Annotated in this window: 13 protein-coding genes and 1 tRNA gene; 8 read left to right on the top strand and 6 right to left on the bottom strand. The window is 35.9% G+C overall.

Annotated elements, in window-relative coordinates; all coding sequences use genetic code 11:
• The first annotated feature begins 44 nt into the window (after nt 1–44).
• Nucleotides 45–620: a hypothetical protein gene (locus H5T44_05440; GenBank protein MBC7081666.1), complete on the top strand. Its 576-nt coding sequence runs from the start codon at nt 45–47 to the stop codon at nt 618–620.
• Entirely contained in the window at nt 611–10,756 is a 10,146-nt protein-coding gene (locus H5T44_05435) for a choice-of-anchor J domain-containing protein (protein ID MBC7081665.1), read from the top strand. The genes H5T44_05440 and H5T44_05435 overlap by 10 nt, the downstream gene beginning before the upstream one ends.
• Before the next feature lie 32 nt (nt 10,757–10,788).
• Here the strand turns inward: H5T44_05435 and leuS are convergent, their stop codons facing one another.
• Entirely contained in the window at nt 10,789–13,533 is a 2,745-nt protein-coding gene (gene leuS / locus H5T44_05430) for a leucine--tRNA ligase (GenBank protein MBC7081664.1), read from the bottom strand.
• A 167-nt stretch (nt 13,534–13,700) separates the two neighbouring features.
• Nucleotides 13,701–14,768, bottom strand: a complete 1,068-nt coding sequence (locus H5T44_05425; GenBank protein MBC7081663.1) for a DUF438 domain-containing protein — start codon at nt 14,766–14,768, stop codon at nt 13,701–13,703.
• A 69-nt stretch (nt 14,769–14,837) separates the two neighbouring features.
• Between H5T44_05425 and H5T44_05420 the strand changes: the two genes are divergently transcribed.
• Nucleotides 14,838–16,064, top strand: a complete 1,227-nt coding sequence (locus tag H5T44_05420) for a PKD domain-containing protein (GenBank protein ID MBC7081662.1) — start codon at nt 14,838–14,840, stop codon at nt 16,062–16,064.
• A 25-nt stretch (nt 16,065–16,089) separates the two neighbouring features.
• Nucleotides 16,090–18,282: an MMPL family transporter gene (locus H5T44_05415; GenBank protein ID MBC7081661.1), complete on the top strand. Its 2,193-nt coding sequence runs from the start codon at nt 16,090–16,092 to the stop codon at nt 18,280–18,282.
• A gap of 6 nt (nt 18,283–18,288) precedes the next feature.
• Here H5T44_05415 and H5T44_05410 read toward each other — a convergent pair.
• Nucleotides 18,289–18,377, bottom strand: a tRNA-Asp gene (locus H5T44_05410).
• 68 nt (nt 18,378–18,445) lie between these two features.
• On the opposite strand from H5T44_05410, the gene H5T44_05405 reads away from it, so the two are divergent.
• From H5T44_05405 to H5T44_05395, 3 genes are read left to right on the top strand one after another with little or no spacing between them, the layout of a single operon-like run.
• On the top strand, nt 18,446–19,660 hold the full coding sequence (locus H5T44_05405) for a hypothetical protein (protein ID MBC7081660.1): 1,215 nt from the start codon (nt 18,446–18,448) through the stop codon (nt 19,658–19,660).
• Nucleotides 19,661–19,678: 18 nt separating this feature from the next.
• Nucleotides 19,679–20,332 (top strand): triose-phosphate isomerase, encoded by a 654-nt coding sequence (gene tpiA / locus H5T44_05400; protein ID MBC7081659.1) that lies wholly within the window; start codon nt 19,679–19,681, stop codon nt 20,330–20,332.
• The gene (locus tag H5T44_05395; protein MBC7081658.1) at nt 20,329–20,949 is read left to right on the top strand and encodes a 2,5-diamino-6-(ribosylamino)-4(3H)-pyrimidinone 5'-phosphate reductase; all 621 of its coding nucleotides are present in this window, start codon (nt 20,329–20,331) and stop codon (nt 20,947–20,949) included. Before tpiA ends, H5T44_05395 begins: the two co-directional genes overlap by 4 nt.
• Here H5T44_05395 and H5T44_05390 read toward each other — a convergent pair.
• Nucleotides 20,924–21,337: a YjbQ family protein gene (locus H5T44_05390; GenBank protein ID MBC7081657.1), complete on the bottom strand. Its 414-nt coding sequence runs from the start codon at nt 21,335–21,337 to the stop codon at nt 20,924–20,926. The genes H5T44_05395 and H5T44_05390 overlap by 26 nt on opposite strands.
• Nucleotides 21,334–22,740, bottom strand: coding sequence for a hypothetical protein (locus H5T44_05385; protein ID MBC7081656.1), 1,407 nt, complete (start codon nt 22,738–22,740; stop codon nt 21,334–21,336). The genes H5T44_05390 and H5T44_05385 overlap by 4 nt, the downstream gene beginning before the upstream one ends.
• A 77-nt stretch (nt 22,741–22,817) precedes the next feature.
• On the opposite strand from H5T44_05385, the gene H5T44_05380 reads away from it, so the two are divergent.
• Entirely contained in the window at nt 22,818–24,017 is a 1,200-nt protein-coding gene (locus H5T44_05380) for a Zn-dependent exopeptidase M28 (GenBank protein MBC7081655.1), read from the top strand.
• Here H5T44_05380 and H5T44_05375 read toward each other — a convergent pair.
• On the bottom strand, nt 24,014–25,021 hold the full coding sequence (locus tag H5T44_05375; protein MBC7081654.1) for a TIGR04084 family radical SAM/SPASM domain-containing protein: 1,008 nt from the start codon (nt 25,019–25,021) through the stop codon (nt 24,014–24,016). The genes H5T44_05380 and H5T44_05375 overlap by 4 nt on opposite strands.
• Nucleotides 25,022–25,163 lie beyond the last annotated feature (142 nt).

Genomic DNA, 25,163 nt, shown 5'->3' with positions numbered 1-25,163 from the left:
CTTATATATTTTTTTGTTAATTTATCCTAACGGAGGCAGATAAAATGAAAGGAAAAAAAGCAGGAATAAGCGTATGTGTTGTGTTGGCGTTAGTAATGAGCTCTATGGCATTGCCAATAAATGCGATTGAGCCACCAAAAGAAGGCACAGTAATAACAAAACCAGAGCCAGCAAATGCAATAAGAATGCAATTTGAATTTACAAAACCAAAATTGGAAGCTGTATCTATTGATGGACAGGAATATGTAAATATTGCTATGGATTTGCCAATTGTAGGTAATGCTGGCGAACCCGCAATTCCTGTAAAGCCAGTGAATGTATTGCTACCCTATGGAGCAGAAGTAAAGGAAATAAAGGTTGCTGCGAGGGAAGCGGTTTTAATAGGAAAGGCAAGGATTGCTCCAAGGTCAATGCCTGTTCCGCTTGGAATTGATATTTGCGAGGAACAGGCAATAAAGGAAAAAGAGGAAATATATGGCTCAAGTGAAATATATCCAGGTCGCCTTTATGAAGAAGTAACAACTCAATATGTAAAAGGCTTTCCAGTAGTAACTCTAAACCTGTATCCCGTACATTGGAATCCATCAACAAAATATATCTATATACAACGATGGAGCTGATTGTTGAATTGAAAGAAGGGGAGATAAATGAATTATATAGAGGTATAGAAGCGGATAGAGAATTAGTTACAAAAATAGTTAATAATCCAAAAGAAATTTTAACATACCCAAAATATGCCACCCATACATGTGAATATGTTATTATAACAAATGAAGAATTAAAAAATGCACCTGGCCCTTATAACTTTACCACATTGATGAATTCAAAGATTGCAAAGGGAATGAATGCAACAATTGTAACAGTTGAATATATTTATTCAAACTTTGCTGGCAGGGATAATCCAGAAAAGATAAGAAATTTCATAAAGTGGGCATATCAGGAATGGCATACTCAATATGTATTGCTTGGAGGAGATGTAAGTGTTGTTCCTCATAGGGCGTTATATGTTGAGGTACGCCCGGGAGATCCTACAAGTAGCCGTGCAGATATAGAGTCGGATTTATACTATGCCTGCCTTGATGGAGACTATAACAGCGATGGAGATAGCTACTGGGGAGAGCCAAATGATGGGCCAGGAGGAAGAGACGTCGACTTAGTAGCAGAGGTATATGTTGGAAGGGCACCAGTTGAAAATGCGGAAGAGCTTTCAAACTTTGTTAGGAAAACGCTTGAATATGATGCTTCCCAGGATCCATATCTTAACAATGTATTGCTTTGCGGAGAATACCTTGGATTTGGAGGAATTGCCCGATATGCATCTAGTTATAAAGAAGAGATAAGAAATGGCTCAAATGCAAATGGCTACTATACAGTGGGTATTCCAGGGGATGAATATAATATAAGCACATTGTATGATGCGTATGGCTATAGTTGGGGTGTAGCGGATTTAGCGGTCAATATTAATAGAGGAGTTCATATAATAAACCATTTGGGACATGGACAAGTTGATAGAGTAATGAGATTCACTGATAGAGATCTGCATCTTTTGAGAAATACAAATTATTTCTTTGTATATTCACAGGCCTGCCTTGCGGGACACTTCACAATCGATGATTGTATTGCGGAAAAACTTGTTAATCATCCAAACGGGCCATTTGCAGTTATAATGAATGCCAACTATGGATGGGGACGACACCATTCCACAGACGGCCCGAGCCAGGCATATGACAGGGCGTTCTTCCATGTAATATTTGGAGAAAATATAAGGGAGTTAGGAAAGGCGAACCAGCTTTCAAAAGAATATAATTTATATCGCTTGCAAGAAGATTGTATGAGATGGTGCTATTATGAGATAAATCTACTTGGTGATCCAGAGATTGCGGTAAAGCCAGGAACAATACGCGATAATGATGTGAGGGTAAAAAGCATAAATGAGCCAAAACCAGGACAAATTATTGCACCTGGAACTTATAGAGTAAATGCAACAATTGAAAATACAGGATTAAATGACCAAAGCAATTTCAGTGTAGAGCTTTCAATATATAAGCTAACAAAAGTAATTCATTTCTTTGATGATATGGAAAGTGGCTCCACCAACTGGACAGCAGTGGATGGAAATGGTGATGGAGATACATGGACAATTTCAACTGCAAGATATAATAGTCAAAATCATTCATTTAAGTGCACGTCTCAACTGCAGTATGGTAGAAATGCAAATGATAGTTTGATTTCAAAACCAATTAATTTGTTAGGCAGGGATCATGCAATTCTTGAAGCATGGATCTGGGCGGATGGAGAATGGAGATCAACTGCTTATGACCCTTCAGGATATATGGATTATGGAACAATATATCTCAGCGATGATAATGGTTTAACATGGAATGAGGTTAAAACAAACATCTCATACTGTATTGGAAGAGGAGGATGGGTCAGAATTCCGATAGAAAAATATATAGATTTAACACACCAGGTAAGAATTAAATTTACATGGGTATCAGATGCTAACAATGAATATGAAGGAATGTATGTTGACGATGTAATTGTTTATTCATGGAATGCAGAATTGGTTCATTATGATGAGAAAACAATAAGCTTAGAGTCAGGAAAGCAAACATATGTTGAATTTGATCCATGGAACGCAAGCAATGGATTTTATGCAATAAATGTTACAACAAAACTTGAGGGAGATGAGTATCAAGACAATGACTGGCAAAATTTAACATTCGAAGTAAGAAAGGTAATAGATGTTGGAGTAAGCTCAGTAAATTCTCCAACAGGAGTTAAGCCAACAGGCTCATATTCGGTAAATGCAACTGTAGCAAATTACGGAAATACATACCAAACAAATTTGTCGGTCCATCTCTCAGTGTACAATTTCAGCTTCAAAGAACAACCGTTGCTAAATGAGAATTTTGATTCAGGATCTGCGCCAGGGTGGGCGGTTGAAGACACAAACAGAGACCTCGTAACTTGGAGTTTATCCACAGGCGGGCGCAGTCCTCCTTATTGTGTTAATTATCCTGGATCTGGTGCAGTCATTGATGCGAATGATTGGCTTTTCACTCCTGGTTTGAATTTGAAAGCGGGTTATGTTTACAATCTATCATTCTGGTGGGTAACAGCCTATCCAATGGGCTTGGAGAGCATGGATATCTGGTTTGGAAGTGCTCAAAATTCTTCAAGCATGACAACAAGGATTTGGAATGGTTATCGCATGGCCGTCCCTTCTTATAGACAGACAAATGTTTGGTTTACTGTTCCGAGTGATGGAATTTATTATATCGGTTTCCACTGCTACAGTGTTAAAGAAACAGCTTGGAGCCTGTCCGTAGATGATGTGATGTTAAAGGAGAGCAGTGAGCTTACCCTGATTTTTGAAGACGAGAAGCAAGTTAATTTGAACTCCAGGGAATATAAATATGTTGAATTCAGTCCATTTAACTTTGAGCAAGAAGGGTATTATGCGATAAATGTTTCAACAAACTTAGCGGAAGATGAAGATGCAAGAAATAACTACAAGAATACTTCATTTAATGTACAGAATATATATGATGTTGGTGTTGTTTCAATCAATTATCCACCTGATGCAATATCACCTGGCTATCATACATTGAATGCAACAATAAAGAACTTTGGAAATGTTCCTATTGACAATGTTCCAATAAATTGCACGGTTTATAAATTTGATATATTCCTTAATGAAAGCTTCGAACATATTCAATTCCCGCCGCCTGGATGGACAAGAGGAGTCATCAGCGGTACAACTCAGTGGTGGTGGAGTGGCTCTTCTTACGCTGATGGAGGATACTCCGCGGTATCAAATTCTACTTTAGGAGATAGATATCTCCAATCACCCCCAATAAGTTTGCCACCTGGAACGCTAACAACTCTTGAATTCTATTTGCGAAGATCCGGCACTCCAAATGCCAGTGAAGTTTTAAATGTGGAAGTTCAGCCATCTGGAGGTAATTGGGAAACTGTGCTAACCATTAACAGCACTGTATTAGGTGCGATGTCGACAGCATGGTATATAATTACTGTTGATTTATCTTCATATGAGGGGCAGGGCATTTCAATAAGATTCCGCAACTATAAACCAGGAACTGGTGCCTTCATTTATATAGATGGAGTAACTGTTAAATCAAAATCATTAGCTCTTGCGGGTGATACAAATATTGGTCCAATAGCTCCTGGGGAAATAAAATATGTTGAGTTTGGCCCAGTGCCAATTAATGTTGAGAGCCTTTATTTAGTAAGGCTGGAGACAAGATTCAGCCTAGATGAAGACGCAGGAAATAACTACAAAGAAAAATTTGTTGAAGTAAGGAATATATATGACGGAGGAGTAAAAGAAATAAATTATCCACCAGCAGGCATAATAATATCATCTGGCCCACATATAATAAATGCAACAGTAAAGAATTATGGAACTGTATCTACCTATATTCCAGTAAATTGCTCATTATACAAGATTGACTCCACAATATTAAATGAAGGATTTGTTAACACTACATTCCCACCACCGGGATGGTTAACAGGAAGAATCAGTGGTAGTGTTAATTGGGGAAGAGTCGCAATACCCTATTTCTCTACCCCTGGCTCTGCACAGGGCTATCAAGCAGCTGGAGAAAGATACCTAACAACTCCTCAGATAACATTGACGAGCGGGAAAGGTTATATCCTTGAATTTGGGCTTTATAATTATAATCAAAAGCGTAAGATTGGTGAATTCCTCAATATAAGCATTAGCACAACAAGTCAGAATGGGCCATGGGAGAATTTGTTGGTTCTCGGTGCCAGTGAGCTAAATAAATTGGGGACTAATGTATGGTATTTAGTAACACTCGATTTATCCAAATATGCAGGAAATAATACATGGATAAGATTCAACTGGCTATCAGGAAATACAGGAAATATCCTCATTGATGATGTGAGTGTATACTCCGCGGATTTAGTATTTGGAGAAGATAAATCAGTTTACCTGAATGCGGGTGAAGAAAATTATGTTGAATTTGGCCCACACAACTTTGCGGAAGGAATCCACTATATAAGGATAAAGACAAGATTGGAAGGAGATACAAATATTGTAAATGATGTATATGAGAGAGCGATAAAAGTAAAGGATATTCATGACGTCGGAGCGATATCAATCAATTATCCAACTGGCTCAATTCTACTGCCAGAATCGCTGAAAGTAAATGCAACAATAAAGAACTTCGGAAACATTCCACAATCAAATATTCCAGTAAACTGCACAATATACAAGATTATTACACCTTCAATAGTGTTATTCGCAGATTTTTCAAATGGCTTGCCAACTGGCTGGACAATTGTTAATGGTGGCTCTCCAGGAAACTACCCAGGAACAGATATTCCCGCAACCTGGACACACTTGAACCCAGGATTGAAACAACCAGAAGGAGGATGCCTGCCGCCATTCATGATTGTTGATAGTGATTACTTCGGCCCACCAAATCCAGCATTACCGGAATCAGATAAAGAAATGTTTGAGCAATTGATTACCCCAGAGATGACCTTTACTGGTGCACAAAAAGTTTTGCTTGAATTTGATCACTCTTATAAGCATATTCCTTTGGGCCATGGAAAAGTTAAGATATTGGAGAAACCAGTGGAGCCAGGTGACCCATGGAACGAAGTCACATTGGTAACTTATACCTCAGATACCGAGGGACACATGGCATATGATATTACTCCATATGCAGCAGGAAAAACAATAAAGATAATGTGGGAATACTGGGACTTTGGACTCTGGGGATGGTACTGGATGATAGATAATGTAAAAGTATCAGTAAATTACACACTTGAAGAAGTATTCTCTGCCGAGGAAGATTCACCAATTACACTCCCACCTGGAAGTGAGGAATTTGTTGAATTTGAGTGGATTATTAAAAGCGGGGCGGGCGTTTACCTGATAAATGTGACAACAATGCTGAGCCAGGATGAAAACCAAACAAACAATTATACAACAAAAATAATAGCCCTGCAAGGTGTGAGTGATGTGGGAGTTAAAGCAATAAATTCACCATTAACTGGAATTTATAACTTAAACACATCATTCAGAGTGAATGCAACAATAGCAAATGAAGGAATAGCGAATTTATCAGATATAAAAGTAAATTGTACAATAAAGAATTCAACGGGTGGGATAGTATTCACAGAGGAGCAAATTATTCCAGGCTTATCTCCAGGCGAAGAAATATATGTTGAATTTGGTGAATGGATAGGAGAAATTGAAGATACATATAGGATAAATGTTACCGCATTCGTAGAGGACGATGCCAACCCACATAATGATTACCAGGAAATAACAATTGAATTGAAAGACTTTTATGACATTGCGGTTGTTTCAATTAACTATCCAACTGGAACACAATTCACTGGAACATATGAAGTAAATGCAACAGTTTCAAACTATGGAAATATGCCAGCAGGAGAATTCATTGTAAATTGCACAATAAGGAATTTATCAGATAATATAGTATTTACAGATGAAAAAGTTTTCAGTGGCTTGGCTGTTGGAGAGCAAATATATGTAATATTTGACCCATGGACAGTAACTATTGAGGATACATATGCAATAAACATAACTGCGGAATTAATTAATCAATCTGATGAATATCCAAATAATGATTACAGAGAAATAAACCTTATAATAAATGACATAGATGATGTTGGAGCAACCGCAATTAATTATCCATCCTATGTTGAGCCAGTTGGCTCATATGCGGTGAATGCAACTGTAACAAACTTTGGAAATATTGGAAAGACAAATGTTCCAGTAAATTGCTCAATATATCGCGTTGTTTCCAAAATATTTAGCGAAGGATTTGAGGGTACAGTTCCACCAGATGGGTGGATATTTGGAATAGAAAGTGGAACCAAATATTGGGTACAAGTCAGCGCTTATAAGCACAGCGGAAATTACTCAGTATATTCAACACAAGCTTACGAGGGAGAAAGATATATGATAACTCCTGGAATAAACATTCCAAGTGGAGCCCTGCTTGAATTCTGGCTGATGAGATATCCTTCTGCAAAAAAGGGTGATTTCTTCAATGTGAGCGTTTCCACAAGTCAGAGCGGGCCATGGACATTATTGCTCAGCATGGATTACAATATGATAAATTCATTAATCTATCAGCAATGGTATGAATTTGTTCTTGATTTATCTCAATATGCTGGACAAACCATTTATATAAAATTCAATCATAAAGTAAATCTTGCGGGTGCTCACATATTCATAGATGATGTAGCGGTTTATAATTCTACATTCCTACAAGGAGAAGAAAAGATAATTGATTACCTGAATGCATACACCTCAACATATGTTGAATTCAGCCCGTACAACTTTGAGCAGGAAGGAAAATATGTTTTGTCTGTAAAAACATTGATGGAAGGAGATGAAAATAGTGGAAACAATGAAAAAACAATGATTTTGGATATAGACAATATATATGATGCAGGGGCAATATCAATTAATTATCCATATGAAATTGTATGCACTGGCTATCACGCGGTAAATGCAACAATAAAGAACTTCGGAAATTTTGATTTAACAAATATTCCAGTTAATTTATTAATAGGAAAGAAAGATATTAAATTAAATGAGAGCTTCGAAACTTCATGGCCACCTGCAGGATGGAAACTGGGTTACTGGGGATCGCAGGTAACCCAATGGGTAAGGAATTCAACTTATGCTCACAGTGGAATGTATTCCGCATCTACAATTCCAACATATCCGGCAGGAAGCTACATGGCATCCCCAGTTATCTCCATACCAAGCGGAACCATTGTTTTGGAGTTCTGGCTACTCAGAAAAGGTACCTTCTCCTCTGGAGAGTACTTCAATGTAAGCGTTGCTCCAACCCAGGAGGCTGAAGAGTGGACGGTATTAATGCAACTAAATCAAACAGAAGCTAATGAATTAGCAGACAGCGCTTGGTATAGATTCACCATTGATTTATCTTCATATGCGGGGCAGAGCATTTCAATAAGATTTAATTACTATAAGACCCAGTGGGGAGAAAGGGGAGTTTGTCTTGATGACGTAATTTTATATTCTCCAACCTGGTTGTTTGAAGAAAATAAAACAATTCCAGGCATATCTGCTGGAGAAACCGTATATGTAACATTTAGCCCGTTTAACTTTGCGGAAGAAGGAGTTTATTACATAATTAATGTGGAAACACGCTTGCCAGTAGATGAAAACAATACAAACAATGCAACAGAGGCTTTAATTCAGATATTGAACATAAGGGATGTTGGAGTTAAATCAGTAGATTATCCACCACGCACCATAGCCCTGCTAGATGAAAAATTTGAAGGAACATTCCCGCCCGCTGGCTGGAGAGTTGTAGAAAATGGAGATCCTGGAGGAAGATGGAAGAGAAATGATGAATGGGGCAGAACAAACTATGCGGGAGGAGATGGCTATTGCGCTCTTGCTGATAAATATAAATTTGGCGCAGGAAAGACAATGGACACAGAGCTATGGTCCCCGCCAATTAACTTAACTGGATATAAATCCGCATTTTTAGAATTTGTAACCGCATATAATGACGCATCAGATACTGTAGTAGGTCCAGGAAAGGACTATGCAGATGTAGATATAAGCACAAACGGTGGATTAACATGGACTAACTTGTTGCACTGGGATGAAAGCCACTCGCCCTATGGACCAGGAGAACTCGTAACAATTGATTTAACACCATACCTCGGCCAGACTGTAATAATAAGATGGCATTATTATGGCCCCGCTATGCAGTGGAATTGCTACTACTGGGAAATAGACAATGTTAAAGTTACCGCAGAACTCCTTTACGAGCCAGGTAACTATCCAATTAAGGCAACAGTAAAGAACTATGGAACAACAACAGAAACATTTGATGTCAGATGCAAGATTTATACAACAAAAACAACCACAGTTTTCAGTGATGATGTTGAAAGTGGGGAAGATGGATGGTTCCATCTTGATGCCTATGGAAATCCACAATATGATTTGTGGCATATAAGCACAAGAAGGTATGCAAGCCCAAGCCATTCATGGTATTGTGGAAATGAAACACTTGGAAGATATCTACCTAGTATGTTTAACTGGTTGGTATCACCTATGATAAATGTGGGCGGAGCAGTGCAGGTGATATTGAAATGGAAGCAATGGTACGAGATAGAGGACAACAAAGATTATGGAATATTGGCGGTAAGCGCAGATGGCTATCGCTTCACCCTCATCAGGTATTATACAGGCAGAAGCATTGGCGGCGGATGGGAGGAGGAAAAAATTGATATAACGCGCTATGTAAATAAGACAACAGGAAGGATAGCAATTGCATTCTTATTTGTCAGTGATGATACTGGAAATTATGAAGGATGGTATATTGATGATGTTGAAATAATAAAAATCACAAAGGAAGATATTGTTTACCAGGAAACTTTGAGAGTAAATGATTTAGAGGCAGGAGAAGAAAGACAGATCACATTCCCGCCATTTACCGCTTTGGTTGAGAGAGTTTATTCAATAGAAGTAACAACATTGCTCACAGGAGATATAAACTCAACGAACGATTATAAAGATAGCACCATATCAACAAAAACAGGCTTCCCACCAGTAACAACTTGCTCATGCTTTGGACCACTTGGATGCAATAACTGGTATATTGGACCAGTTACAATTTATCTGGATGCAACAGATGCGGATGGAGTTGCATATACAAGATATAGAATAAATGGAGGAGAATGGCAAAATTACACTGGGCCAGTAACTGTTTCAACAGAAGGGCTTTACACAGTTGAATACTATTCAGTTGATACCTTAGGAGCAACAGAATCAATTAAATCCTGCAGCTTTGGAATCGCATATTCAATGCCAGTAACAACTTGCATAATAGATGGAACAATGGGTGAAAATGGATGGTACACAAGCAATGTGCAAATTAAACTGGTAGCAAATGCTTACATATGCGGAGTTAAAGAAACATATTATCGCATTGATGGAGGAGAATGGCAGAATTATGTTGGACCATTTACATTTACATCAGAAGGAACACATACAATAGAATATTATTCAGTGAGCAACTCATGCATTGTTGAAACACCAGCAAAGATAACTGTCTTCAAGATAGATAAAACAGCGCCAACAGTTAAAGTAGTATATCCAAATGGTGGCGAGGTATTAGGAGGAATAATAACAATAAGATGGACAGCAAGCGATAATATAGGAATTGCAAGCATTGATTTGCTATATAGCAATGATGCGGGCTTAACCTGGAATGTAATAGCAAGCAATATTCCAAATACTGGATCATATAATTGGAATACCACAGGTTTACCATATGGAAGCAACTATATGGTTAAAATAATTGCAAAAGATAGTGCTGGAAATAAGGCAAGTGATACAAGTGATGGAACATTTACAATAACAGCACCAACCCCACCAACAGTAAGCATAGTTAAACCAAGAAATGCATTGTATATCTTTGATAGAGAAATAATTCCATTGCCGATTCCAGTAATAATAGGAGGAATAACAATTGAAGCAACTGCAACCTCAACAACAGGCATAGCTAAAGTAGAATTCTATATTGATAATGTTCTTAAATTCACAGATACAAGTGAGCCATATTCATGGACATGGGATGAAAGAGCAATAGGAATGCATGAAATAAAAGCGATTGCATATGATAGCAGTGGCCAGACAACGACAGATAGAATAAGCGTATTCATAATAAACTTCTAACCCTCTTCCCTTTTTATATTTTTAAAAATTTTTTATTCTATATAAATAGCGGGTCTGTATGGCATTGATTGCTTTCTTTTATCTCCTTTATCAACTCCTTCATTTTCTCCATATATTTCCACTTTTGCATCCAGCTCTTTTTCAATGAAATCTTTTGCATTCTCAAAATACTCTTTTTCATCTATGTAAAAGAATTCCTCTTTTTTTACTTCTTCAACAATTTTTGATATGAATTTACTCGCTTCTTTCATATCAACATTCATTTCCCTTGCCTTTTCAAACAATTTTTTAATATCTAATTTACCTTCTCTACTCATTTCTGTGGCCATTTCTGCAATTTTCCATTTCCATTTTGGAGCAATATAAATATATATTTTTTCTCCTTTAATTAGAGTAACTTTCCTTATTTCCTCAATATCCTCAATCGTTTTAATCAAAATTTCCTCCGCCTTTATTATTCTTTCATCAATTTCTTCATGCTCTGGAAATTTTTGAAGAGAAACTAAGCCATTGCCAATTTTTTCCCACATCTCCTCTGCCAAATGGGGGGTAAAAGGAGCCATTGTTGCGACCCATTTCCTCAAGAATTTAACCATATTCGCTTTTCCCCCTCTCCTAACATACCAGGTAAAAATATTTGGAATATCAAAAAATATTATCATTGATGCCCTCCTCAAATCAAATTCATTCATTGAATCAATAATTTCCTTCAATTTTTTATTAAAAGAAGACGCAAGCCATTTATCAACCTCACTTTCTTTTCCATTTAAATTAATAAGCTCATTGAACTGCTGATACAACCTTATCAACCTCTTTTTATACTGCTCAACCTGGCTACCATTCCATTCTAAATCCGCAAATGGCGAGCTTGCATTTGCATAGTATAGTCGCATCGCATCCACTCCATAAATTTTTGCAGCATCAGGAATCGGCTCCGCCCCCCCTTTTGATTTTGAAATCTTTCCCTGCTTTTGGGTGATCCACCAGTTTACAAATATTCCCTTTGGATAAAATTCTGGAGGAAATATTGCAACATGGTTCATTATAAAAACAGGGAAATGCACTGTCTTATGCTCCTTTCCTCCAAGATTTATATCAACAGGATACCAGTAAATGAAATCCTCCCTTATTTTCCTCCATATTTCATTTTTTTCCTTTCCTATACCGAGAAAAACATAATCAAAGAATTCATCATTTATCTCTTCCTCTCTTATTTTTCCCTCATTTACATACTTTGAGATGATGTAGTAAGCGGGATATATTGTTGAATCTGAAATTGGCTCAATAATCCATCTCTCATCAAAAGGAAATGGCGTACCCAGCCAGGAGCCCTGCCTCACACAAGCCCTGTCCCCAAACCATTCAAGAATTTTTGGCAATTCTTCCTTATATTCATTTGGATATATATTCATATTTTCCACGCATTTCTTGCTTTTTTCAGTTAGCTCAGAATCGCTATACCTTATAAACCACTGTTCGGGTATATTTTTTATCATTACTTCCTCCCCGCATCTGCATATCACTCTTTTTGAAAATTCCCTCATTATCTCCGCATCACCATTTGCCAGCATTTCCTCCTTTATTTCATCCTTCGCATCATTTATTTTTCTTCCCGCATAAGCCCCGCAATTCTCATTTAAAAAACCCTTATGAAATTCTTCCTTGTATATTATCTGAGTTGCTTCATCAAGCTTTTCTTTTTCCATCTGATTCTTTATATCCATTTTTTCAACAATATCTTTTGCAGGAATTTCATATCCATGGAGATCAATTATTTTAATTGGTTCAATCCTCATACCCGCATCAAGCAATGCAATATAGTCATAAGGAGCATGAGCGGGAACACTCATTACAACACCTGTTGCAATGTCCACATCAACAAAACTTGCATCTAGAATTGGAATTTCTCTATTCACTATGGGGGCAATGCATTTTTTCCCGACAATTTCCTTGCCATCTATCTCACCAATTTTTTCAACATTTTCAAACTGGAAAGATATTTTCTTAAAACCTTTCTCAGATAAAATCCATTCTTCTTTCCCAACTTTTGCAATCACATATTTCTCATTTCCATTTATCCACATATTTGTTACTCCAAAAATTGTCTCAGGGCGAAGTGTTGCTGCGGGCAGTATTTTTCCATCCATCTTAAATTTTATAACAATAAATTCGAGAATTTCCGCATCTCCTCCCTCCGCTATATCTGTTTCTGATCTATCAACTGCAACTGGCCCGCAATTCGGACAAAATGGAGCGAAATGGGGCTTTTGAACAAGGAGATTTTTTTCCATAAGCTTCCTGAACTGCCATTGAATAAATTTTTTGTAACCTTCAGATATTGTATTCATAAGGCGGGTGTAATCAATTAAAAAACCAAACCTTTTCCAGTAATTTTCAACATATACATTGCTGAAATATTTAACAACTTCCCTCGCATCAGAAAGCTTTTCTATCACTTCTTCAGGGCAACCATTCCTTCGCAGATATTCAATTGTTCTCTCATCTCCCTGCGCAACCTTCTTCGCCAGGCTTACCGCGGGCAGGCCAGTCGCATGAAATCCAGCGGGAAAAATTACATCATATCCCTGCATTCTCTTATATCTCGCTATTATATCCGCATAAGTGAAGCCCCTCATATGTCCTACATGCAAGTAGCCAGAGATTCCAGGATATGCAAAATGTATGAAAAATTTTTTATTTTCCTCCCTTTTTGCCTCATAAATCTTTTCTTCATACCATTTCTTTTGCCATTTAGCTTCTATTTCTTTAAAATCCATCAAAAAGGAAAAAAAGCGTATTATATAATTTTATTCCCATTTTTTTATCCCCATTTTAAAAAGATGAAAGAAGAAGTGATCGGCTCCCACTATATAATTTACTTTTCCAAAATAGTGCTCTCTTTCTATAAAAAGTGAAGAAATGCTTAAATGCATGATCAATGGAATTATTCCCAGTCGAGCAATCTCTTCTCCCCTTCTATCTTTTTAATATCAGTAATATCCTGAGTAACTTCTATTGTTCCAACATATTCTCCATTTCTCCTTACCGCAAAATATCTTATCAATATTTTCCTTCCATTCATATCAATCCAGAAGCTTGCTTCATTTCTTTTTCCTTTCTTGAATTCATCAATTATTTTATTTACAATATGAATGCTCTTGCTCGGATGGCAATTCTGCACTTTTCTTCCAATTATAGCTTTTGTCCTCACAAAAATTCTATCCTTTGATTGGTTGAAATATTTTACCGTATCATCTTTATCAACAAAAGTAATATCAAAAGGAACATTATTTAAGATTGCCTCAATTTCCTCAATTTTCATTTCCCCTGTTTCAAAATTTATAAATCCTTCTTTGATTTCCTTCCTCATTTCTCCTCTTATTTTTTCTGGCTCAAAAGCAAAATATCCGATTTCATCAAACTGAAGCCTTATCTCCTTCCATTCTTCCTCACTTATAACATCAATTGCGGTCGGGAATAACACCTTATTTTCCTTATAAAAATGGCTCTTTAAAATTTCCTCAAGCTCCTCGATTTTATCCTTTCCTCTAAAAATCTCCTTTTCTATCTCCCTTATTCTGTCATGCTCCCGCCACATTATTGCGGATGGCTCAACTATCCCATATTTTTCTAAATATGGGAAGAGAACATTTTCCTCCCTTAAATAATGCCTTCCTGAGTTTTTTATTAGCTCTAAATCACCATTTTTTACCGCTTCCTCTATTTTTTCATGCTCTTTCATAAGGATTTTTACTGGATGCCAATCTGGCAAATGGATTTCTTTTTCAAGTTTTTCTTTAAAAAGAGAGAGATGCACATCGCATAACTTATGAATTTCTTCTCTTGGTATTCCTTCTTTTATCAATTCCTGTTCAACTTCAGCAATCTCACTCGCCTTTAAATCCTTCATAACTTCCTTTAACTTTTCTCTAACTTCTTCAATGCTCGCTCCTTCATGAATTTGCTTAATTATGCTTTTCAAAATACCTTTCTTATTTCCAATTGCTTCCATGAATAAAAATTAAAAAGAGGTATAAAATCTTGATCAAAAAAAATTTATATGGTATTACAATAAACAAGTATGAAAATATGGATTGCTTTATTTATTGTGCTTGCCCTGCCCCTTGCGACCGCAATTGATGCGCCGAGATGGAGTGTAGGCGATTCGTGGAATTATAAGGGGGACATGAGCTATTCTGTAAAAATGACTGATGAATCAATTAATCTTAGCATAGATGGTGAGGTAACAATATCTATAAATGTTGAAGCAAAGATAAATGATACTGTTTTGAGATTTTTCAACAATACACCCGTTGTTTGCTATTTAGTTGGTGTAAATAGTTATATAAATGGAGGTGGCTTGTTAAGCTTAAAATTGCCTTATGAGGATAAGGTTTATAGGATATATGTAAATCTTAATATGAATGTAACTGCAAATGGTGAAACATATATTACAACTAAAGAAATTGCGGTATCAGAGAGCAATTTGCTAACTGATGTAAAGATAGATATCATTTTAGATGCGCCAGGTGTGCCGGATTTTGTTTTAGCGTTCTTTGGATTAAAAAATCAGACAATAAGGGCGAGAAATGAAACAAAAGTTTCATACACTCCTCCTCTAGACTTTTTGAATTTCCCCATAAATGAGGGCGAGGAATGGTGGGCAAATTGCTCCGCAAAATATGTCAGTGATGGCTCTGAAGAAAGTGTTCCTGTTGAATTAAAATTTAAATGCCCGGATGCTGGAAGAAACACCGCAACAATATTATCTGATTATATTCCATTTATAGGAGAAATAACAATAGATATAATGGGTTATCCTGTCCCGATAATGAATTTTGAAAATACAACATTGCTCTGGAATTCAGATAAGGGAATGATTGAGAAAATGGTAAATAGAGATGTTATAGATGATGAAGGCTTTAAGATATCAACAAACCTGGTTATTAATCTTACAAACTTTAATTACAATCCCCGCATAAATAAAGCGGGTAAGGCAAGTATAATCTGCAACAATACTTCAAAGGTTAAAGAAAGCATTTCATTCAAGGCGGATGCAAGCGATGAAGATGGTATTATTTGTTATTACTGGGACTTTGGGGATGGAACAACAAGCAATAAGACAAATCCAACCCATGCATATAATAAGGCGGGTAAATATACTGTGAAGCTAACAGTTATAGATAAATATGGAGAAGAAACTGTAGCAACAAAAACAATAGAAGTAAAAGGCGAGGAAAAAACACCGGGCTTTGAGATTCTATTCCTCCTTATTGCATTTTTAATTGCAATTAAAAAAAGATTTTAAATAGAAAAATAGGATAATGGTATCGATGCTATATGAATACCTATTTAAAAGACCAAAAACTGTAGTTGCTTTATTTACACTCATTACTATAATCATTTCAATTAATGGATTAAGAGTAGCGATTACTCCAGATATTGAAGTATATATGCCTTCTGATCAGCCAAGTGTTAAATTGCTCGAAGAAATAAGAAAAGAGTGGCCAATTGATTCCCTTATGATATATATAAATTCAACAAATATAACAGAGATATCTTCACTTAAAGAAATTTATGCGGTTGAAAAGGCATTAAATCCAAAAGAAGGTTTAGAAGATGGAGTTTTTTATACATCAAGCATTTCATCTCTTTTAAAATCAACAAATGCATATCTTCCAATTTTTGGCAAGGATGAAATACCGCAGAGTCAGCTTGCGGTAAATTTTTTACTCAATTTTATACCAGATGAAATAAAAAAAATGCTAATTTCTCAGGACAATAAAAATGGTGTCATAATAGTTACAACACAGAAAGGAATAGATGTGAATTCATTGCTTGATGAAAGGGTTTATCCAATAACCAGCTCAACAACAAATACAAAATTTTACCCAACAGGAATGCTTACTTTATATGCGGAAACAATAAATTGGATAATGGAAAGAATATATCCCATCTCTATCTTTTCTCTTTTGTTCATAACAATAGTTCTCTTTTCCTTTCATAGGGATTTGAAAATAGTAATCATTTCAATTTTACCAGTGCTATATTGCATTGGCTTAACTTTTGGAACAATGGGGCTGATGCCAATAAAATTCGCTCCAACTGTAATAGCGGTTATTCCACTCCTTGCAGCATATGGTATTTCCTATTCATTGCATGTAATAAATCACTATCTCGAGCTAATAGAAACAAAGAGCGAGGAAGAAAGCATTAAAAAAATGATCTCCACAACAGGAATGGCAACATTTCTCTCCGCAGTAACAACTGTAATAGGCTTCGCCTCCCTGCTCACATCGAGCATGCCGCCCATCGCGAATATGGGGCTTGCATTTTTCATAGGTGTTGTTTATTGCTTTATTGCGACAATTGTACTAGTGCCATGTCTTTTGCTTATTTTTAAGCCGAGAAAGGCAATGAAAGTTGAGTTTGGAAGGTTTGCGAATTTGACAAAATACAGGAAGCATATCTTCTTGATTATTTTAATAATTTCAATAATTTCAATTGTTTCTCTTCCAAATGTTGAGACAAGGAATTCTGTATGGGAAATGATGCCCGAGAAAATGGGGAGTATGCAAGTAATGATGGAATATTCAGAGAAGTTTAATAGCGGGCAGAGTGGGGTAATTCTTATAGAAAGCAAAGAGGAAGGGCTGCTTGAGCCATCTTTCCTCAAAAAAATAGATGAGATGGAAAAAATAATTAATAGTGGGGTTGTAAATGTATCTGTTTATTCAGTGGTGGATGTAATAAAAAGATTGAATAGTAATAAAATTCCAAATACAAAAGAAGAAGTTAAAGATATTGTTGAAAGAATGCCAGAGCAATATAAGGTAATGATGTTTAATAAAAATTATAGCAAATCTTTAATGTATGTGGAAATGCCAGTAATGTCAGTTGAAGAAACAAAAAGAGTTGTTGCAACAGTGAATCAGATAATAAAGCAGATAAATGAAGATGTTAAAGATTATGGGGAAATAAGCAATCTTGCTGGCTTATCCGCAATTACTGTTGAAATAAATGAAATGCTGATGAACCAGCAATTCAAATTCATGTTTATTTCATTAATTGCAGTATATCTTACCCTCCTTATCATATATCGCTCCTTCAGATATGCTTCATTTACCGTTTTGCCCATAGTTTTTCTTATATTTTGGCAACCAATTTTACTTTTCTCCTTTAATATACCTTTAAATGTCTCAACAGTTACAGTTGCATCGATTGCAATTGGCTCCGGGATAGATTTTGCATGCCATATTACGGAAAGAGTTAGGGATGAAGTAAAAAGCAAAAGTGGTTTGCAAGCAATAAAGACCGCTCTTTCTAAAAAAACACCATCGCTTGTAGAAGCTACAATAGCACTTGTTGGGGGAGGAATTCCTATATTATTGATGGAATATAAGATGATAAGTCAGTTCATAATTCTTGTTCTATCGATGCTCGTATTTGCATGCATTGCGTCAATATTCACCCTCGCTTCCTTCTATTCATTGAGAGACGGGAAATTAATTGAAGAATGGAAATAAAGCAGGCGCCCCGGCCGAGATTTTCATGCATTTGCAATTTGAACTCGGGTCGTGGGCTCGACAGGCCCACATGATAACCGCTACACCACCGGGGCTAAATGTATATGCAATCAAATTAAAAAATTTTGCCAAAAAATTATTTTATATGAATCTCTTTATTTTCATGAAAAAATTAATAACTTTCTTCCTTTCCTTAGCATTAATTCCTGTAAATTTGCCCTTAAAAAGTGGAAACGATGATTTTTTCCATGACTGTATGCGAGAATGGTGGAATGTTGATGCATTCATAAAAGCGGATAAAAATTATAGCATAACCGCATCTTTTGAATATGAAAAAGAGACACCCGCAGCAAATCTTTTCTTCACAATATTTGATCATGACGATAAAATAGTTTATAATCTCAGCAGCTATGAAGATGATATAGATGAAATAAAGTTTGGAGAAGGGCTGAATATAACATATAAAAATTCCTCTCTTCATGGTGAATATCCCTACTATATATTTCATCTTGAAAATAAGGGTGTTGCGGTTAGAATATATCTGGAAGCAATTTCTCCAAAGAAAATTGTATCTGATGGAGCAATTCCTATTGGGTTTGGCTCCTATTATTATCTTTTTGTGCCCGAATGCAGGGCCTGGGGCTGGATAGAATTTTATGGGAGCAAGAAGGAGTTTGAGGGAATTGCCTATTTTGAGCATGTATGGGGAAACTGGAGCTATAATAAGCCATTATCAAATTTTTCAATTGAAACAATTAAAAATTATGTAAGAATATTTAGATGGTGGGCGGGAAATGCAAATTTATCATTTTCATCTTTTAGCATTTCTTCAGATAATCCCTTTGGTTATGATTGGAGCTGGGGATGGCTTTATGATGGAAGAGCAATTTTCTTTGGAAATATTCCTTTCTGGATAAATGAGCTGAATTTTGGAGTGCTGTATATTTATGATGGTGAGATAAGGGAAGTAAAAAATTTAAAAATTGAATATTTAGATGGGATTTATTTTGAAGGAGCTTTTATACCAAAAAAGATAAAAATCAGCAATGAGAATTTTTCCATTGTGCTTGAGATGGGAGATATTTGTCATGTATATTTAGATAATCTTCCCTCTTTTTATTGGAAGAAATTAATTCTTTATGAAGCCCCTGGAAAAATTTATGAGAATGGCAAGGAGATAGGGAAATGTGAAATAGAAATAGAGAGGCAAGTAAGTATTTTTGAATATTTCCTACTGAAACTATATTTTTCAAATTCTTCACTAAACTTTATCTTTATTTCATATCTCTTGAATTTAATTTTTGGAATAAATATAAGCATAAATCCTTTTAGCTTCTCAATTTACCTTTCAAAAATAAGAAAAGATTTAATGGGTTAAGATTTTTACATTATGGGCATTATAGTTGTGAATACAAAGGCATATGAGGAGGCAATAGGCAAAGAAGCTCTGGAAATCGCAAAAATAATGGAGAAAATAGGGGAGAAATATGGCATAGAGATGGTTATAGCGGTTCAGCCAACAGATATATATTTAATAAGCTCAAATAGCTCAATAAAGGTTTTCTCCCAGCATATGGATGCAATTGAAAGCGGTGCATATACTGGCTTCATCTCTCCTTTAGCAATTAAGCGGGCGGGAGGAAAGGGGAGCATCCTCAATCATTCAGAGCATAGAATGAAAATTGAGGATGTTGCTAAATGCATTGAAATAGGAAAAAAAACAGGCTTAACAACCATTGCCTGCGCGGGCAATCTAGCGGTTACAAAATCAATTGCATGCCTTACTCCAGATTATGTTGCAATTGAGCCACCCGAGCTTATTGGAGGAGATGTTTCTGTAAGTGAGGCAAAGCCGGAAATTGTAAGAAAGGCGGTTGAAATTGTAAAAGGATTTGGATGCAAAATTTTATGCGGGGCGGGGATAAAAAAAGAGGGGGATGTTGAAAAGGCAGTTGAGCTTGGAGTTGATGGGATTCTTGTTGCGAGCGGGGTTGTTAAAGCAAGAAATAGGGAAAAGGTTCTGGAAGAATTTGCCAGGGCGATGATATGAGGCCTTATGTAATAATAAATTGTGCCTCCTCTTTAGATGGAAAGATATCTCTTGCAGAAAAAAAGCCCTTGAAAATATCAAATGAGGAAGATGAAAAAAGGGTTCATCATTTGAGGAATGAATGTGATGCAATTTTGGTTGGAATTGAAACTGTTTTGGCTGATGACCCAAAGCTTACAGTAAAAGAGAAATATGTAAAAAATCCAAAAAATCCGATAAGAGTAGTGCTTGATAGCAAATTCCGCTTGCCTGAAAATGCCAGCCTGCTGAAGCAGGAAGGAAAGACAATTGTTGCCACAACCTGCAAGGAATTTAAGAAAGGAAATTTGGAAGTAATAAAATGTGGAAATGATAGAGTAGATATAGTAAAGCTTATGGAGATTTTATATGAAAAAGGAGTAAGAAAGTTACTTGTTGAAGGAGGGGCGAGGGTAATAACAGAATTTTTGAAAAAAGGAATTGTTGATGAAATGCAAATATTTTTTTCACCGATATTTATCGGTAAAAATGCGACTTCATTAATAGATGAAATTCAGGAAATAATTAGAATGGAAATAAAAGAAATTAAAAGGATAGGGGATGGTTTTCTTGTTATTCTCCAAAGACATGGACAATAATCTTCCTTTCCCTTCTCCTTACATCGCATTCAACAAAAACTATTTGTTGCCATGTTCCAAGAACAATTTTTCCATTTTCCACTGGTATGGCTAAGCTTGGCCCTATTATGCTTGCCCTTATATGGCTGTGACCATTTCCATCATGCCATCTTTCCTCATGCTTATAATATGCATTTTTTGGAGCAATTCTTTCCATGGCATTTTTTAAGTCATATATCAATCCATCCTCATATTCTATTGTTGTTATTGCCCCTGTTGAACCAGGACAAAAAATGCAAACAATACCATCTTTTATACCGCTTTTCTCAACTATTTTTTCAATCTCGCCTGTTATATCAACTATTTCATCGCTCTCTGTCCTTAGATAAATTTTATCTTTATAAATCATTCATAGCCTCCTATTCTCAAGCTCGGGTCTCCCAGCAAAATCCATTCCTGAACTGTTTTGCAGTCAATTGAAGAGAAGCTTCCCGCTGGCTGGCTCCAGTCAATGGGATATTCTTTTAGGAAATTAGCTATTACCTTTCCCCATATCTCTCCAAGATATTTTGTTCCATTCATTCCATATTCCCAGAAGAAGTTGGTGTCGAGCCATTCAGTTGCCTCTCCAGTAAAATTCTTATCTTCTTTTGTATAGCCAAGCCCGGAATAGCCAAGAGTAGCTATAGCCCCGCCATTTATTTTACGGGTAAGCCACCAGCTCCAGCATTCATAACCAGTTTCCCCCTTCCATATGTATTCAATCCATTTACTGAAGCCTTCAAATATTCTAAGCCAGTTAAATATTGTTATATTGAATTGACTGTTATGGCATCCTCCAACAACGCAAACAGGATACATTCCTTTATTTCTCAGAAATATCATATTTCTCGTATTCAGCCCATCAATCCACTCCTCGCTGTTTGGTGCATGAGTCGCCCAGCTCATCGGGGAGCCATGCCCGTCAAAGAAAAGGAAGCCAGCGCCGCCATTTATTGCATTTATAACATCTTTCGGGCCAGTGAATGTGCCAAGGGAAGCGTATAGTTTAATTGGCTCGAAGCCAGGCATCCACTGGATTGCTCTGTCGCATCCTTCCTCTCCTTCATATCCCTTCCATTCAGGATTGAATATTTCTGGATATGTATCTCCCGCAATGCATATGAATTTTTTAAACCATTCCTTTCCATAAGTATTTGTTTCATATTCTATTGTTTTTGATACCATTATCTCTACTTCAAAAGCATTTTGAGCTGTCCATCTTCCAACATAAACATCTGGAATCAGATCTATTCCATAATCTTCAGCAGAGCTTCCTTTCCATTCTCCATATATTCCATTTCCATTTGTATCCCATGAGGAAAATGAGCCATTTGAATCATATATATCCGCAAAATATAGGTCGCTTAGATAGCGGTTTTCCCAATTGCTTTTATCATCAAGATATACATATCTAACTGGCATATACCAATCCTCTTTCAGCCCAGCTTTTCTTCCTCCAATAAGTAATACATACTTTATATTCCATTCATCATAAGCATTTTTTATGAAATACTTCACCTTTTCCGCATCATCCCTTCCCTGCACAGCGGATGGATGAGCATAAACTTCATTTAGCCCCACCGCAATTGTTTTTATTCCCTTGCTTTCTTTATGGGAAATAAATGGAATTAAGGGAGCATAGAATTCTTCAGGATATATTATAAGGAGGTCATATTTTCCATAATTTCCATATTTTGCACTGCTTTTTATTCCTGCAAGCGCAGAAGCTAAAAATATTCCCACAATCAATATAGCAACAATTTTCTTCATGATGTTAATATAATCGGGTTATAAATTTTTGTTGCTGAAGGAGGAGAGAATTTAAATACATAAAATAATTTCTACTCATGAAGAGATTAATAGCTTTTGCAGTAATTTTCCTTTTCATATTTCCAAATTTTTCAATATCAGAAGCACATGATATAATAACAGAAGCCCGGGATGGCATAATTGAAGAAATAACAGAGGAAATGATGGGTGAGTATATCCTTGCTTTGCAGAATTTCGGGCCGAGAGTAACTGGCACAAAAGCTTGTTTTGATGCGGGAAATTATATCCTAAATGAATTTCAAAAATATTCTTCTGCTAGCAAAATTGAATGGGAGTATTCAAGCTATAAAGATTATAATATTGAAGGCGAAATCAAGGGCGATGAACAAATTTTCATAGTCTGTGCCCACTATGACACCGTGCCAAACTCACCGGGCGCGGACGACAATGCGGGAGGGGTTGCAGCTGTGATGTGTGCAATTAGGGTTTTAAGTAAATATAGTTTTGAACATACTATAAGATTTGTTGCTTTTTCTGGAGAGGAAGAGGGTCTGCTTGGCTCTCATGAATATGCTAAAAATGCCAGGGAGAAAAATGAAAGCATAATTGGAGTTTTAAATGCGGATATGATAGGATATGCAAGAAGCGAGGAAGGGAGAAAAAAGGTAATTATACAAGAGACAAGCTCCTCAATGTGGATCACGAATATATCAATAAATGTGAGCATGAAATATGATATTGGATTGGAAATAGAAAGGGAGAAAAGCCAGCCATATAGTGATCATCATTCCTTTATAAGATATGGATACAATGCTACATTTTTCTTTGAATATGAATTTAATGATTATTATCATAGCCCCCAGGATACAATAGACAAGATGGATTTGAATTATGCAACCCGTGTGGCAAGGTTAATTGTTGCAACATTAGTTGAGCTTGCAAAACTTAAAGAAGATTACATCAAGCCAAGCATAACCATAGAGAAGCCAAAGGCGGGATTGCTATATATAAATAATAGAGAAATTATACCCCTGAAAATAAATCACTCAATTATAATAGGAAGGATAACAGTTGAAGCAATTGCATTTGATAATGAAAGCGGGATAGAAAGAGTTGAATTTTATATAGATGGAGAAATGAAAAATGTTGATTATACCTCACCCTACAATTTTTCAATGGAAAAGATGCTGTTTTTCCATGAAATAGAGGCAAAAGCATATGATTTTTATAAAAATGAAAATTCAAGCAAGGTCAAGATTATCATTTTCTCAATTTAAGGAATTATCTCTGTAGTATTATTGTACTCAGGATATCTTATTTCCGGAATTCTTTCAATATTTTCATAAATTTGATCTATCAAAAATTTTGTTAAATTGCATACTTCATTGAAGCCATCATTGCCCCAAAGCCTTTCCTTATAAAAAAATAAACATCTCCCTCCACAAATTCTGTAATATTTACAACTCTTGCAGGGCTCACCTATCTCAACTTTTTTAAATTTTCTGAAGTCTCCTAAAATATTCCAGTCAAATTCAGGAGCAATAGGGCATGCAAGAATTTTTCCATCTGTTGTTATAGTTATTGCTTCTTTGCCCGCTCCGCATGGCGGGCAGATGCCATTATTTAAAATTCTGGTTGCGATGCCGAGAAATGGAATTATGCCAGGCAATTTTCCTTTATCTATTTCATTTAGCCAGAAATTGAGCAATTTTTTAATTCCTTTTTTATATGATATGCTCCATTTTTTAAATTCATTTAGCTCCCATAAATTGCTCCATATTACATCAAGTTGCCAATGGACGAGAGGAAAAAAATTTAGTAAATGAATTACATCTTCATATATATCTGTTTTATATGATACAGCCATTCTTGCAATTATCTCTCCTTTATATTCAGATTTTTTTAAAAAAGATAAAGCTTTCATAACTTTTTCATAGCAGGCTTCAAAGCGATAAAAATCCGTTACCTCTTTTCTTCCATCTATTGAAAGCAGAATTGAATCAAATTTATGGATATAGATACCTAATTTCTCAATTAGCAGGCCATTTGTCTGCAGAACAAATCTTTTTGCGGGCAGAATATCGAGAAACTCCTTGATTTTCTCTGATTTAAGCAGTGGTTCACCTCCATAAAAAGCAACTATTGCCTCCTTATCTTTAGATATAAGCTCTAGGATTTCTTCATTGCTATAGCTTATTTCATCTGGCATTCCATGTAGGCTACCACCACAATATCTGCAATTATAGTTGCATAAAGGAGTTACAATCACAATATAAAGCACAAATAGAAAAGCTAAGGGAGTTAAAAAATTTTTATCCTTGCTTTTTAATTTTTATTCTTGTTTTTAAATATTTTTTATTTTATCTTCAAAATAATAAAAGTCATCTCAGCTATTTTTTAAATTTTCATAGACAATTTCATCA

The sequence above is a fragment of the Thermoplasmatales archaeon genome, from assembly GCA_014361195.1.
In the GTDB taxonomy this organism is placed as follows: Archaea; Thermoplasmatota; E2; order UBA202; family JdFR-43; genus JACIWB01.
The sequence above is the reverse complement of the archived record's forward strand: the minus strand, read 5'-3'. Positions and strand labels throughout refer to the sequence as shown.

Bases quoted from the DNA above. Each gene is read 5' to 3' on its own strand.
- H5T44_05380 (MBC7081655.1), top strand. From the start codon at position 22,818: ATGAAGAGATTAATAGCTTTTGCAGTAATTTTCCTTTTCATATTTCCA.
- H5T44_05420 (MBC7081662.1), top strand. From the start codon at position 14,838: ATGAAAATATGGATTGCTTTATTTATTGTGCTTGCCCTGCCCCTTGCG.
- H5T44_05385 (MBC7081656.1), bottom strand. From the start codon at position 22,740: ATGAAGAAAATTGTTGCTATATTGATTGTGGGAATATTTTTAGCTTCT.
- H5T44_05405 (MBC7081660.1), top strand. From the start codon at position 18,446: ATGAAAAAATTAATAACTTTCTTCCTTTCCTTAGCATTAATTCCTGTA.
- H5T44_05390 (MBC7081657.1), bottom strand. From the start codon at position 21,337: ATGATTTATAAAGATAAAATTTATCTAAGGACAGAGAGCGATGAAATA.
- H5T44_05435 (MBC7081665.1), top strand. From the start codon at position 611: ATGGAGCTGATTGTTGAATTGAAAGAAGGGGAGATAAATGAATTATAT.
- H5T44_05395 (MBC7081658.1), top strand. From the start codon at position 20,329: ATGAGGCCTTATGTAATAATAAATTGTGCCTCCTCTTTAGATGGAAAG.
- leuS (MBC7081664.1), bottom strand. From the start codon at position 13,533: ATGGATTTTAAAGAAATAGAAGCTAAATGGCAAAAGAAATGGTATGAA.
- H5T44_05440 (MBC7081666.1), top strand. From the start codon at position 45: ATGAAAGGAAAAAAAGCAGGAATAAGCGTATGTGTTGTGTTGGCGTTA.
- H5T44_05425 (MBC7081663.1), bottom strand. From the start codon at position 14,768: ATGGAAGCAATTGGAAATAAGAAAGGTATTTTGAAAAGCATAATTAAG.
- H5T44_05415 (MBC7081661.1), top strand. From the start codon at position 16,090: ATGCTATATGAATACCTATTTAAAAGACCAAAAACTGTAGTTGCTTTA.